General features: G+C 40.0%; 13 protein-coding genes. 7 read left to right on the top strand and 6 right to left on the bottom strand.

The window, feature by feature from the left end; all coding sequences use genetic code 11:
* Window positions 1-53: 53 nt before the first annotated feature.
* From B806_RS0106885 to B806_RS0106865, 5 genes are all read right to left on the bottom strand, one after another.
* Entirely contained in the window at window positions 54-1,115 is a 1,062-nt protein-coding gene (locus B806_RS0106885; protein ID WP_014207378.1) for a sulfate ABC transporter ATP-binding protein, read from the bottom strand.
* Between the two features lie 11 nt (window positions 1,116-1,126).
* Window positions 1,127-2,011: a sulfate ABC transporter permease subunit CysW gene (gene cysW / locus B806_RS0106880; RefSeq protein WP_017386322.1), complete on the bottom strand. Its 885-nt coding sequence runs from the start codon at window positions 2,009-2,011 to the stop codon at window positions 1,127-1,129.
* Window positions 2,008-2,841 carry a sulfate ABC transporter permease subunit CysT gene (cysT, locus tag B806_RS0106875; RefSeq protein ID WP_005067805.1) on the bottom strand — a complete coding sequence of 278 codons (834 nt, stop codon included), beginning with the start codon at window positions 2,839-2,841 and terminating at the stop codon, window positions 2,008-2,010. The genes cysW and cysT overlap by 4 nt, the downstream gene beginning before the upstream one ends.
* 80 nt (window positions 2,842-2,921) lie before the next feature.
* Entirely contained in the window at window positions 2,922-3,530 is a 609-nt protein-coding gene (locus tag B806_RS0106870; RefSeq protein WP_005073133.1) for an alpha/beta hydrolase, read from the bottom strand.
* Between the two features lie 30 nt (window positions 3,531-3,560).
* Window positions 3,561-4,568 carry a sulfate ABC transporter substrate-binding protein gene (locus B806_RS0106865; protein ID WP_001212602.1) on the bottom strand — a complete coding sequence of 336 codons (1,008 nt, stop codon included), beginning with the start codon at window positions 4,566-4,568 and terminating at the stop codon, window positions 3,561-3,563.
* A 263-nt stretch (window positions 4,569-4,831) separates the two neighbouring features.
* On the opposite strand from B806_RS0106865, the gene pabC reads away from it, so the two are divergent.
* The 4 genes from pabC (at window position 4,832) to B806_RS0106845 (ending at window position 7,881) form a co-directional block, all read left to right on the top strand.
* Window positions 4,832-5,644: an aminodeoxychorismate lyase gene (gene pabC, locus B806_RS0106860; RefSeq protein ID WP_017386234.1), complete on the top strand. Its 813-nt coding sequence runs from the start codon at window positions 4,832-4,834 to the stop codon at window positions 5,642-5,644.
* Window position 5,645: 1 nt separating this feature from the next.
* Window positions 5,646-6,716 (top strand): endolytic transglycosylase MltG, encoded by a 1,071-nt coding sequence (gene mltG, locus B806_RS0106855; protein WP_001125866.1) that lies wholly within the window; start codon window positions 5,646-5,648, stop codon window positions 6,714-6,716.
* Window positions 6,717-6,725: 9 nt separating this feature from the next.
* The gene (tmk, locus tag B806_RS0106850) at window positions 6,726-7,325 is read left to right on the top strand and encodes a dTMP kinase (RefSeq protein ID WP_017386235.1); all 600 of its coding nucleotides are present in this window, start codon (window positions 6,726-6,728) and stop codon (window positions 7,323-7,325) included.
* 139 nt (window positions 7,326-7,464) lie between these two features.
* A complete protein-coding gene (locus B806_RS0106845) occupies window positions 7,465-7,881 on the top strand; it encodes a PaaI family thioesterase (RefSeq protein ID WP_017386236.1) in 417 nt (138 codons plus the stop codon).
* A 57-nt stretch (window positions 7,882-7,938) separates the two neighbouring features.
* Here B806_RS0106845 and nadB read toward each other — a convergent pair whose 3' ends face one another.
* Window positions 7,939-9,582, bottom strand: coding sequence for an L-aspartate oxidase (gene nadB, locus B806_RS0106840; RefSeq protein ID WP_017386237.1), 1,644 nt, complete (start codon window positions 9,580-9,582; stop codon window positions 7,939-7,941).
* A 230-nt stretch (window positions 9,583-9,812) separates the two neighbouring features.
* Between nadB and B806_RS0106835 the strand changes: the two genes are divergently transcribed.
* The 3 genes from B806_RS0106835 to lepA all read left to right on the top strand — a co-directional run bounded on the left by B806_RS0106835 (window position 9,813) and on the right by lepA (window position 13,757).
* Window positions 9,813-11,189, top strand: coding sequence for a Do family serine endopeptidase (locus B806_RS0106835; RefSeq protein ID WP_017386238.1), 1,377 nt, complete (start codon window positions 9,813-9,815; stop codon window positions 11,187-11,189).
* 122 nt (window positions 11,190-11,311) lie between these two features.
* A complete protein-coding gene (locus tag B806_RS0106830) occupies window positions 11,312-11,764 on the top strand; it encodes an acyl-CoA thioesterase (protein WP_017386239.1) in 453 nt (150 codons plus the stop codon).
* Between the two features lie 175 nt (window positions 11,765-11,939).
* Complete coding sequence (lepA, locus tag B806_RS0106825) at window positions 11,940-13,757, top strand: translation elongation factor 4 (RefSeq protein ID WP_002118606.1); 1,818 nt, start codon at window positions 11,940-11,942, stop codon at window positions 13,755-13,757.
* Window positions 13,758-13,830 lie beyond the last annotated feature (73 nt).

Raw genomic sequence — 13,830 nt, 5'->3', positions numbered from 1 at the left:
GAGGTGAGGAGCGTCTAAAGATCCGCAAGATATTTCCTCACCAAATATATTTCTTAAGCAACTTGGTCTGCAAATAAGTGCAATTGAGATGCGCTCACCCAAACAGTTTGATTAGGTTTAAATGCATGTAATTTTGCAGCTTCACTGCTCAGAGCAATTTCAATTAAACGTCCATTACGGTCTTGTAATTCGGCCACTACTTTTCCAGCAATCCAGATTTCACGTACAAAAGTCGCTTCAATGGTATTCGCTTGCGGTTGCGAGTGAATATGTAACTCATCTGGACGGGCAAAAGCAATCACTTTTCCTTGAGGCGCCTCAACTGCTGTTGGTAGTTGAATACGGTCATTACCGATACGGATGATACCTTCCGTATGTTCACCTTCAAATCGATTTGCCTGACCCAAGAAATCAAATACAAATGGCGTTGTAGGTTTTTCATAAACTTCACGAGGTGAGCCGATTTGCTCAACATTACCTTTATTCATGACAATAATTTGGTCTGCAACCTCAAGTGCTTCTTCTTGATCGTGAGTCACGAAAATTGAAGTGATATGCAATTCATCATGTAAGTTGCGTAACCAGCGACGTAATTCTTTGCGTACTTTGGCATCTAGAGCGCCAAATGGTTCATCGAGTAATAACACGCGAGGTTCTACTGCCAAAGCACGGGCTAAAGCAATACGCTGACGTTGTCCGCCAGAAAGCTGAGCAGGGTAGCGGTCTGCTAAAAAGCCTAGTTGAACTAGATCAAGTAAACGAGTGACACGTTTTTTAATTTCAGCTTCCGAAGGACGGGTTGCACGAGGTCGAACACGTAAACCAAAGGCAATATTGTCAAATACAGTCATATGGCGGAATAAAGCATAATGCTGGAATACAAAACCAACTTGACGCTCACGCACATGTACATTAGTCGCATCTTCACCTTCAAGTAAAACCTGACCGCCATCGGCTGACTCTAGACCTGCAATGATACGAAGCAGTGTCGTCTTACCACAACCAGATGGTCCAAGTAGCGCAACCAGTTCACCCTCTGGAAAGTCTAGGGAAATATTTTTAAGCGCATGGAATGCACCAAAGTGTTTTTCAATATTTTTAACTTGAATACTCATGATTTCATTCCTTACGAATCAGTTGAATGCGGTTCTGGTTTATCTTGATGTAGCTCTAACCAAGTTTTTAAGATCAGTGTTAAAAGAGCTAAGAAGGCAAGCAGTGAGGACACGGCAAAGGCTGCGCTAAAGGTGTACTCGTTATATAAAATTTCAACATGCAGTGGCAGAGTATTGGTTTCACCACGGATATGACCAGAAACCACTGATACTGCGCCAAACTCACCCATTGCACGGGCATTACACAAAATCACGCCGTAAATCAGACCCCATTTAATGTTAGGGAGGGTGACCTTCCAAAAAGTTTGCCAACCTGAAGCACCGAGTACAATTGCTGCTTCTTCTTCCTCTGTTCCCTGAGCTTCCATGAGTGGAATTAACTCACGCGCCACAAAAGGAACTGTAATAAAAATGGTTGCTAAAACAATTCCAGGTACGGCATATAAAATCTTGATGTCATGATCCATTAACCAGCCGCCGAACCAACCTTGCGCACCAAAAATAAGTACAATCATTAAACCTGCAATAACAGGTGAAACCGAAAAAGGCATATCAATGATAGTGGTTAAAATTGCCTTGCCTTTAAACTGGAACTTAGAGACAGCCCAAGCTGCAGCAATACCAAATATCACATTAATTGGAACTGCAATTGCTGCGGTGAGTAATGTTAATTTCACTGCTGATAAGGTATCTGGATCAATCAAAGCCTGAACATAGACTTCAAGTCCCTGTTTAAATGCTTCTACGAAAACCAAAATAAGTGGCAGCATGAGGCAACTGAGGAAAAAAATCAGTGCAATTGTAATAAGGGTATAACGTACCCAAGTTGGCTCACGTGTTGCATCACGAGACTGTAACTTCAAGGCAAGTGCATTGCTGTCGGTATGTAAATTCATGTGATGTTTCTCCCTGTACGACGGTTTGCCCATGCTTGAAGTAAGTTAATGACAAATAGAATGATAAAAGAGAGAACTAACATGACCGCTGCAATGGTCGTTGCACCTGCATAATCATATTCTTCAAGACGAGAAATAATCATCAGCGGTGCGATTTCTGTTTTAAACGGCTGGTTACCTGCAATAAAAATAACAGAGCCATACTCACCCACGCCGCGAGCAAATGCTAAAGCAAAGCCTGTAAATAGAGCAGGTAGTAAGATGGGTAAAATAATTTTAGTAATGGTCTGCCAACGATTTGCACCAAGTGCTGAAGCTGCTTCCTCAAGTTCGGTTTCAATATCGCTGAGTACCGGTTGAACGGTCCGAACAATAAAAGGAATACCAATAAATACCAATGCCAGCGTAATTCCGATAGGCGTATAGGCAACCTGAATACCAAGTGGTTCCAGATATTGACCTAACCAACCAGTAGGTGCATAGAGTGAAGTCAGTGCAATACCTGCAACTGCCGTCGGAAGAGCAAATGGTAAATCGACCAAAGCATCAACTAGACGCTTTCCGGGAAAGTTATAGCGAACAAGACACCAAGCCAAAAGCAGACCAAACACAACATTAATAGATGCTGCGATTAAAGCTGAACTAAAGCTGAGTTGAAGCGATTTTAAAATACGCTCAGAGGTTAAAATTTCCCATAATCCGTCCCATCCGATTCCAAATGATTTGATAAAGACTGCGGCTAATGGAATAAGCACAATAAAAGAAACGTAGGCGAGGGTGAAGCCCAAAGATAGACCAAACCCAGGCAGCACTCGGGATCGCTGCGACATGATATTTCCTCAAAGAGAAAAGCCTGCTGAAACCAGTAAGCGAATAAAAAAAGATAAACAGGGCGGTATAAAGATTGGTATTAAGCAAATTTCAGAGAGAAATGTGTTTTTACCGGGTCGATAGATGAGTGACTACACATCGAATCTTCTGGGATCAAATAGTTCAGCAAATCCGGGAATGGCCCAAAACCTGAGGCAACATTAATATGGCCCACTTCACCAAGATTAACGGGATTTAACTTCCATGATTTTGCAAGTTGTAACGCATCAAAAAAGCCGAGCCATGGATCATTTTCACTAATGAGTAGCGTTGCAGGCACATCAATTTTTAATTGATGAAAATAATCTTTGTAGTCGGTCAAGCTATGGCGAGCAAACCCTGCTTCCCCAAAGCGTGCCGGATTCGCTGGAGCGACTAAAATTAGTTTCTTAACTTGGCTTCTTAATTCTGGATGCTCAGCCAAAGCAGCTACACTCGTTAAGCATCCAAAACTATGTGCAACAATTTGAACAGGAGCTTGAGCTGCTTGAACTGTTTTAACGAATTGCTCAACCCATTCGCTTAATACAGGTCTATCCCAGTTTTTTTGCTCAACACGAGAACTAGACACGAGTTGACGCTGCAACCAAGATTGCCAATGCTGATGTTCACTGCCACCTACACCCGGAACAATTACAGTGTGAATCATGTCTGTTCTCCTTACCTTTAGTGCAAAGAATTACTTCTCTGCACTATTGATTTTCACGATTTGATCGAAAACACCACCATTATCAAAGTGTTGTTTTTGTACTTTTGTCCAACCACCAAATTCTTTATCGATTGTTACAAGCTTCAATGGCTTAAATACATTGCTGTATTTTTTAAGAACAGCTGCGTTACGAGGACGGTAGAAGTTACGTGCTGCAATTTCTTGACCAGCTGGCGAGTACAAATAGTTGAGATAACCTTTAGCAATGGTTAAGTTGCCTTTTTTAGCTGCATTCTTCTCCACAATTGCAACTGGAGGCTCAGCTAAGATCGAAAGAGACGGAGTAATAATTTCAAATTTGCCCGGCTGTTCACGAATAGCTAAATGAGCTTCATTTTCCCAAGCCAGTAATACATCACCAATACCGCGCTCAGCAAAAGTAGTCGTTGCACCGCGTGCACCCGAATCTAGAACTTTAGTGTGTTTATAAATTTGACGAACGTACTCTTGTGCTTTTGCATCATTGCCACCCGGTTGATGTTTTGCCCAAGCCCAAGCTGCAAGATAGTTCCAACGAGCACCACCAGAGGTTTTCGGGTTTGGTGTAATGATTTCTACACCTGGTTTGATTAAATCAGCCCAGTCTTTAATTTGCTTTGGATTGCCTTTACGCACCAAAAACACAATGGTTGATGTATATGGCGTTGAGTTTTGTGGCAGTTTTTTCTGCCAGTTAGTTGGAAGTAATTTTGCTTTTTCAGCAATTTCATCAATATCTGCGGCAAGTGCTAATGTCACCACATCTGCATTTAAGCCATCGATAACCGCACGAGCCTGTTTACCAGAGCCGCCGTGTGATTGCTTAAACTCAATATCTTGACCAGTACGTTGTTTCCAGTAAGTACCGAACTGTTTGTTGAAATCTGTATATAGCTCACGAGTAGGATCGTAAGAAACGTTTAAAAATTCTTGGGCTGCAAATGACGAAACAGAAAGAAGTGCAGCGATAACCCCGACTTTTAATTGAGAAAAACGCATGAGATAAGTCCTCAAAAAATATGAAATGTTCAAAACATGAACGCAGAATAGCGCTAGTCTTTATTCTAAAAAAATAATAAAAAACGAATTTAATATGAAAAAAATAGAAATAATAAAAAGAGATAAACTATTCTTAAATCTTGATATATAACAAGTTTCAAAAGCAGATACGAAATCGGTATAATTTTTTAAAATCAATCATTTATTATTTAAATGAAAGGTGTTGTATTGTTGTGTGGCTTTTAGCAAAGGATGGAACAAATATGTGGTGTTTTAAAAATGGGCAACCCGTTGAGACTATTCCTTTATTAGATCGAGCCTTTCATTATGGAGATGGATGTTTTACCACAATTCGTGTTTTTCAAAACCAAATTGAGCTTAAAGAAAGGCACTGGCAACGTCTAAGACTTGCATGTCAAAAACTGTCTTTAACTGTAAATTTTGAATTAATCGAACTGAGTTTACAGCAACTGCAAAAGCAGAACCTCGTACTCAATGGCACTTTAAAAATTGTGATTAGTCGTGGGGAAGGCGACCGCGGTTATAGTTTGCCGAAACATGAAGCTGATATTTATATCTGGTTTTATCCAAAAGCTTTAGAGCCGTTTGTGCCTGACTCTATCCAGTGTGGTGTTTTAAATCAGGCCCTAGGTTTAACCATGCCGAGCTTAGTGGGGCTTAAATCTTTAAACCGCCTTGAACAAGTATTGCTAAAAAAAGAAGCAGATCAACTCGGGTGGGCTGAAGCATTAGTTACTGATGTACAAGGTTATATTGTTGAAGGGATCAGTAGTAATTGTTTTATTCGTATAAATGATAGATGGATTACTCCTGAACTTCGCTATAATGGCGTCCACGGTGTAATGCGGGCAGAAATTCTGGCACGTATGCAGCACCATGGTATTGCCTGTGAAGTACGTGTGATTGAATTAGATGAAGTATCTGATATACAAAGTCTATTCTTCTGTAATGCTTTAAACCCTATGCGAGTGGTAACTCATTTAGGCGAAAAAACGCTAGATACACAGGCATGCATAGATTTATTTCATATCCTTAACTTAAATCAGATTCATTAATATGCCGAAGCCACCTGTGAATGCGAAAGCAAAAAACGCTAAGAAAAATAACAAAAAACAAGCTCCAAAATTTTCTAAGCGATTGGTTCTAATTGGCCTTTTTATTGTTTTAATCTTTACGTTTGCCATTTTATGGTCAAGTTTGTTTAAGGCTTATCCTATCGAAGGCAAAAAACAGATGTTATCTATTACATCCGGGGAAACCTATTCTGGTTTTATTGATCGTTTGGCAAAAGAAGATAAAGTTAGCTTTCCTATCGTATTAAAGCTTTATCAAAAGTTTATGATTCATGACAGCATGAAAGCTGGTGTGTATGAAATTGAACAAGGGATGAGCGTAAGACAAGTATTAGAGATGTTATCTGACGCTGATAATGCTCAGATGAATCGTGTTTTGGTGATTGAAGGTACAACTTTTAAGCAGCTTATTACTGCACTCAAAAATGATAAAAATGTAAAAAATACAATATTGGATTTACCTAATGATCAGCTTATGAAAGCGCTTGGGATTCCTTACGATCATCCAGAAGGCTTATTCGCGCCGAATACTTATTTCTTTGCCAAAGGCGAGACTGATAAGAAAATTCTTACCGATTTATATCATCGTCAAATAAAAGCTTTAGATACAGCTTGGGCAAATCGCGCGCCGAATTTACCTTATAAAGATAAATATGAAGCATTAATTATGGCTTCTATTGTTGAGAAAGAAACAAGTTTAGATAGTGAACTTACACAAGTTTCTGGAGTTTTTGTCCGCCGTTTAAAACTCGGTATGCGTTTACAAACGGATCCAACTGTTATTTACGGAATGGGTAATAACTATAAAGGCAACATTACCCGAGAAGACCTCCGTACTCCAACACCATATAATACTTATACCATTAATGGTTTACCGCCTACTCCAATTGCTTTGCCAAGCCAAAAAGCAATTGAAGCAGCATTACATCCAGATGATTCAAATAACATCTATTTCGTAGCGACTGGTAATGGTGGACATAAATTTACGGCAGACTTGCAAGCACATAATCAAGCTGTGCAAGAATATTTATCCGTGTTGAGATCGAAGAAATAAGGAAAAGAGATGTTTATCAGCTTTGAAGGCACGGAAGGGGTAGGTAAAACTACACTCATTCGAAAAATTCATCAGCATTTTGAAGAGCAAGGCAAACAAGTTATTTTAACTCGAGAGCCGGGGGGCACACCGTTAGCTGAGCAAATTCGTTCGATGCTTTTGGCGGTGAATCATGATGAAAATATGAGTCATGATACCGAGTTATTACTCATTTATGCAGCACGTGCTCAACACTTACAACAAGTTATTTTGCCTGCTTTAGAAGCTAACAAAATTGTATTAAGTGATCGCTTTACCGATGCGAGTTTTGCTTATCAATGTTCTGGCCGTGGTTTAAGCCAAGATAAATTACAACTTTTAAATCAGAACTTCGTTTCACGCATGCCGGAGGTGACTTTCTGGTTAGATGCACCGATTGAACTTGGTATGAACCGTGCACGTGAACGTGGAGCTTTAGACCGTTTTGAACAAGAAAAGTTAAGCTTCTTTACTAAAGTTCGTGAAGGATATGAAACCTTATCGAAAGCTGAGCCTGAGCGTATTAAACGTTTAGATGCTACACAAAGTCCAGATCAGGTGTTTGAGCAAGCTCTGCAATATTTACGGTAAGCAAATTGGATGAGCCACTCTTATAAAAATATGGGAGTGGTGAAAAATGATGCTAATTCTGATTTAAAAAGTCATAGAAAAGATCTGTTATTTTCTTATGCTATCTTAAATATGATTTATAGATTGAAGAATAACAAGGATGAAAAGCTCAAAAGAAGAAATCGTGGCATTTCTTGAAAAGGAATTTCCACCAAGTCTTGAACACTGCACGATTGAATCAGTCACCCCCAAAGCAGCGGTTGTTTATTATCGTGTCGATCAAAGACATCAACGTCCTGGTGGCACCATATCTGGTCCAACCATGATGACTTTGGCAGACTTTGCTTTATATATTGCGATATTAGGTGAGATCGGTATTGTTGGTTTAGCCGTAACCACCAACTTTAATATTAATTTTTTAAGAAAACCTGCGGGTGATCAAGACTTACGTAGTGAATGTAAACTCATGAAAGTAGGAAAGAGTTTAGTGGTGGGTGAGGTTTGGATTTATTCGGTCGGTTTGGATGAACCTGTTGCGCATGTGACCGCGACTTATTCAATCCCACCTAGAGCATAAATATCAAAGCAAATAAAAAAGCACAGCTAAAGCTGTGCTTTTTTATAGAAGAACAACTTAAATGTCAGTATTAACCAATGGCTGTTCTACTGCAAAATTTGGAGGAGTCAAAACAGTTTTACGAATCTCGCTGGAAGTTTCCGGATAGTCGAGTGTGTAATGTAAACCACGTGATTCTTTACGTTGCATAGCACAGCGAACAATCATTTCCGATACTAAAACAAGGTTACGCAGCTCAATCAGGTTCTTGCTAACACGGTAGTCTTGATAATATTCGGTGATTTCACGTTTTAACATTTCAATACGGTGTAAAGCACGTTCTAAACGTTTAGTAGTCCTTACAATACCAACGTAGTTCCACATGGTCGAACGTAACTCATCCCAGTTTTGTAAAATCACAACATCTTCATCAGGGTTGGTTACTTGTGAGTCATCCCAAGTTGGTACTTCAGGTAATTTGAAGTTTTCATCAAATTTATTTTCGATATCTTTTGCTGCACTCATACCGTAAACGAAGCACTCAAGTAATGAGTTACTTGCCATACGGTTTGCACCATGTAAGCCCGTATATGACGTTTCACCAATCGCATAGAGACCTTCAATATCCGTCTGGCTATTTGAGTCAACCACAACACCACCACATGTATAGTGAGCTGCTGGTACCACTGGAATCATGTCTTTCGTAATGTCGATACCTAACTCAAGCAATCTTGCATAAAGTGTAGGGAAGTGCTCTTTAATAAACTCGGGTGATTTGTGCGTAATGTCTAACCACACGTGACGAATACCGAGACGCTTGATTTCATGGTCAATGGTACGTGCCACAATATCGCGAGGAGCCAGTTCTGCACGATCATCAAAACGCAACATAAAACGTTCGCCATCAGGTAAGCGCAAATAAGCCCCTTCACCACGCATAGCTTCAGTAATTAAGAAAGAGCGGGCTTGAGGATGATAGAGACATGTTGGATGAAACTGATTAAATTCCATATTCGCTACACGGCAACCTGCACGGAAGGCCATTGCAATACCATCACCCGTGGCAATATCTGGATTAGATGTATACAGATAAGCTTTCATCGCACCGCCGCAAGCCAGCGCAGTGAATGGTGCTAGGAAGGTATGAACCTTTTCAGTATTTTCATCTAATGCATATAAACCAATAGCACGATTCGCTTGGTCGGTATGGCCTAATTTATGCGAGGTGATTAAATCAATCGCAATATAATTTTCAAAAATAGTAATATTTTTACGTTCTTTGGCACGTTCAACCAAAGTAGTTGAAATGGCTTTGCCTGTTGCATCAGCAGAATGGATAATGCGACGCTGCGAGTGACCACCTTCGCGAGTCAAATGAAGCTGTTCATCTTCATCTAAGGTAAATTGCACGCCTTGTTTTAAAAGAAAATCAACAGAAGGGCGGCCGCCTTCTACGGTATGTTGTACCGCGTCCATTTCACATAAATAAGCGCCTGCAATCATAGTGTCATTAATATGCTGTTGAATAGAGTCAGTCTCATCAAGAACAGCAGCAACGCCACCTTGAGCATAAAAGGTACTTGCTTCGGTTAGAGCAGCTTTGGCTAAAACTGCAATATTAAAATGATTTGGTAACGATAAAGCCAGACTTAAACCAGCGCCGCCGCTGCCCACAATAATCACGTCAAAGTGGTGAATTGTCTGTAAATTAGGCATGTCCATTCGCATCAATTTAAAACGTCCGCTAATGACACCCCTTTTTATCTAAAAAGGCAAGAGCTTAAGCGCTCTAACTCAGAGAAAAATTGCAATTGGCTTAAAAAGTTGCAATGCGTAAAATAATCCTTGTGATGACGTATTACAAATAAACATATTGTTACGCACAACCTCAAAGCGTTGTGATACAACAGTTTTATCCTTATTCTCGTAGACCAATTGTGGGTGAGCACCGAATGAAATCTCGCTATTTACAACAAGGAATGTATGCAGCGGTATTTACAGTTGCTGCTGTTCAAGCAAATGCTGCTGTTGATTTTTCAAATCTTGTTGAACAAGTTAGTCCAGCAGTCGTGAGTGTAAATGTCGTAAAAAAAATGACTCAGGATGAACTGTTGCAGCAGCAAGTTCCTGAAATTTTAAAACGTTTCTTTGGCAATCAGGTCATCATTCCACAGCAACAAGGTCCACAAGAAAAGACAGCTTACGGAAGCGCATTCTTCATTAGTAAAGATGGTTACTTACTCACAAACCACCATGTGATTGAAAATGCCTCGCGTATCAGCATCACTCTAAATGACCGTCGTGAAATTGATGCAACCGTAGTGGGTAGCGATGAGCGTACAGACGTTGCTTTGTTAAAAGTAAACGGAACTAACTATCCAGCTTTACGAGTAGGAAATGTTGACCGTTTACGTGTCGGCGAACCTGTTTTAGCAATTGGTTCGCCGTTTGGTTTTGACTACTCAGCTTCGGCCGGCATTGTCAGTGCAAAATCACGGAACATGAGCGGTGAAACTTCGGTGCCATTTATTCAAACTGATGTGGCTTTAAACCCAGGTAACTCTGGTGGTCCATTATTTAATCAAAATGGTGAAGTGGTCGGAGTAAATTCTCGAATATTTAGCGGTACCGGCGGTTATATGGGCTTGTCTTTCTCTATTCCGATTGACGTAGCTATGGATGTTGCAGACCAGCTTAAAACAAAAGGTAAAGTCACACGCTCTTATCTAGGGGTGATGATGCAAGATATTGACCGAAACCTTGCTGATGCGTACAAATTACCAAAACCTGAAGGTGCTTTAATTACTCAAATTTCTCCGAACTCACCTGCACAAAAAGCAGGGCTAAGAGCGGGCGACGTGATTTTAAAATTAAATGGTGCGCCTGTACTTCGTACGAGTGATTTACTGTACGCATTAAACAAAGTACAGCCAAATCAAACTGTTCAGTTTGAAGTGTTACGTGATGATAAAACACGCAATATTTCAGCGACTTTAACGACTGCACCAGATGAAACACCTGCTACTGGTTTACAAGGTGCTGCATCTAAGGGACCAGTTTTAGGCATGAGTATTCGTGATCTAGCTGAACCGGAAAAAAATGCGTTGAGCGTAAAAGGTGGTATTTATGTACAAGATGTTCGCCGTGGTGGTTTAGCATCATTGTCGAATATCATTCCGGGCGATGTGATTACTCAAGTCAATAATAATCAAATTTTAAATAGTCAGGATTTTGCAAAAGTTGTTTCTAACTTACCGAAAAATACCGTAGCACGTGTTGCTATTATTCGTCAGGGACAGCGCGCAATGCTTGGTTTACGTATTCAATAATCCTCAACAGAATCAATAAGCCACCCTGAAAATGGGTGGTTTTTGTTATTTATCTTGAGCGTTTAGCGATATCTACCTACACTTATTTTAGTTTTAAGGTTAATAAATAAGAGTGTTCATTTGTGAGTAGTATTTTTGATTTACATATTCAGGTGCAGCCACATCACATTGATGCGTTAGGGCATGTAAATAACGTAATGTATGTTCAATGGATGCAGGATGTAGCTGCTGCTCATGTTGAAACTTTGGGAGTAGGGGTAACTAAATATCTTGAGTTAAAACACGCCATGGTCGCGGTTGAGCATCATGTGCAATATCGTAAAGCTGCATTTGAAGGCGAACAAATTGTATTACGTACATGGTTAGATGACATTAATGCACTTTATTCATTCCGCCAGTATGTGTTTTTTCGTCCATCAGATCAGGCCGTATTATTTGTTGGAAATACCAAATGGGCATGTATTGAAATTGCTACAGGACGTCCAAAACGAATGTCACCAACTTTTACCCATGCATATAAGCCGCTTGACTCAAGCATAAATCCTTGTGATTTTACCGTTTCATATGCTCAATAGTTGGACGTAATACGCTTACTTTGACTGTCCTTTTTTAAAACATAAGTACAAAGCTCATGATTATTTTGGATACTTTAAAATATGCATCTGTTATAATCTCACGCAATTTATTTAACCGCTTTGGCTGTGTATTAAAACAAGCTACATAGCACTCTATATTTTCTCAAGGTAACCCATGGCGCAAGCTAAAAAATCCGTCGATATCAAAAATATACGAAATTTCTCGATTATTGCCCACATTGACCATGGTAAGTCTACATTGGCTGACCGTTTTATTCAGATGTGTGGTGGTCTACAAGATCGTGAAATGCAAGCTCAAGTCTTAGACTCAATGGAGCTTGAGCGTGAACGTGGGATTACCATTAAAGCCGCTTCTGTCACGCTGTATTACACCCATCCAAATGGTCAGGAATACCAACTTAACTTTATTGATACGCCAGGGCACGTTGACTTCTCCTATGAAGTTTCTCGTTCATTAGCTGCATGTGAAGGTGCGCTACTGGTTGTAGATGCTGCACAAGGCGTTGAAGCTCAATCAGTTGCAAACTGTTATACAGCAATTGAACAAGGTCTAGAAGTTCTTCCTATTCTAAATAAAATTGATTTACCACAGGCTGAACCTGAACGTGTAATTCATGAAATTGAAGAAATTATCGGGATTGAAGCGACAGATGCACCAACCTGTTCAGCAAAAACTGGTTTAGGTGTTGAAGGTGTACTCGAGCGTTTAGTCGATGTTATTCCGGCGCCAGAAGGTGATCGTGAAGCACCATTACAAGCATTAATTATCGACTCATGGTTTGATAACTACTTAGGCGTAGTTTCTCTTGTTCGTATTAAACAAGGTCGTATCCGCAAGGGCGACAAAATGTTGGTTAAATCGACAGGACAAACTCATCCGGTCACTTCTGTAGGTGTATTTAATCCTAAGCATACTGAAACAGATATTCTTGAAGCTGGTGAAGTAGGTTTTGTTATTGCTGGTATTAAAGATATTTTTGGTGCACCAGTAGGTGACACAATTACTCTTGCTTCTACACCAGACGTTGCAACTTTACCTGGTTTCAAAAAGGTTAAACCGCAAGTATATGCTGGTCTTTTCCCTATTGATGCGAGTGACTTTGAACCGTTCCGTGAAGCATTACAAAAATTGCAGATTAACGACTCGGCTTTATTCTTTGAACCAGAAAGTTCTGATGCATTAGGCTTTGGTTTCCGTTGTGGCTTCTTAGGTATGCTACATATGGAAATTGTACAAGAGCGTTTAGAGCGTGAATACGATCTTGATCTCATCAGTTCTGCACCTACCGTAATTTATGAAGCATTAACCAAGAAAGGCGAAACGATTTATATCGATAGTCCATCAAAAATGCCGGATGGATCGACCGTAGAAGATTTGCGTGAACCAATTGCTGAATGTCATATCCTTGTTCCTCAAGAATACTTAGGGAACGTAATGACGCTCTGTATCGAACGTCGTGGTGTACAAAAAGATATGAAATTCTTGGGTAACCAAGTTTCTATTACTTTTGAAATCCCGATGGCTGAAGTCGTTATGGATTTCTTTGATAGATTAAAGTCATGCTCTCGTGGCTTTGCATCTTTAGACTATAACTTTGTACGTTTTGAAAGTTCAGCTTTAGTTAAGGTTGATGTGTTAATTAATAGCGAAAAGGTTGATGCCTTGGCTATGATTTGTCACCGTAATGATGCACGCCATCGTGGTATTGCATTGGTTGAGAAAATGAAAGACTTAATTCCTCGCCAAATGTTCGATGTTGCTATTCAGGCAGCAATCGGTGCGCAAATTATTGCCCGTTCTACCGTAAAAGCGATGCGTAAAAACGTATTGGCAAAATGTTATGGTGGTGACGTTTCGCGTAAGAAAAAACTACTTTCTAAACAAAAAGAAGGTAAGAAACGTATGAAACAAGTGGGAAGTGTTGAAATTCCACAAGAAGCGTTCTTGGCTGTATTGAAAGTAGAAAGATAAGAAATGAGGGTGGGGAAAGTGAATAATTTCTTTTCCCCACTGTAATACAAGCAGCGAGGCTGCGAGTGAGGTC

Source organism: Acinetobacter sp. TG2027 (genome assembly GCF_000302435.1).
In the GTDB taxonomy this organism is placed as follows: Bacteria; Pseudomonadota; Gammaproteobacteria; order Pseudomonadales; family Moraxellaceae; genus Acinetobacter; species Acinetobacter pittii.
The sequence above is the reverse complement of the archived record's forward strand: the minus strand, read 5'-3'. Positions and strand labels throughout refer to the sequence as shown.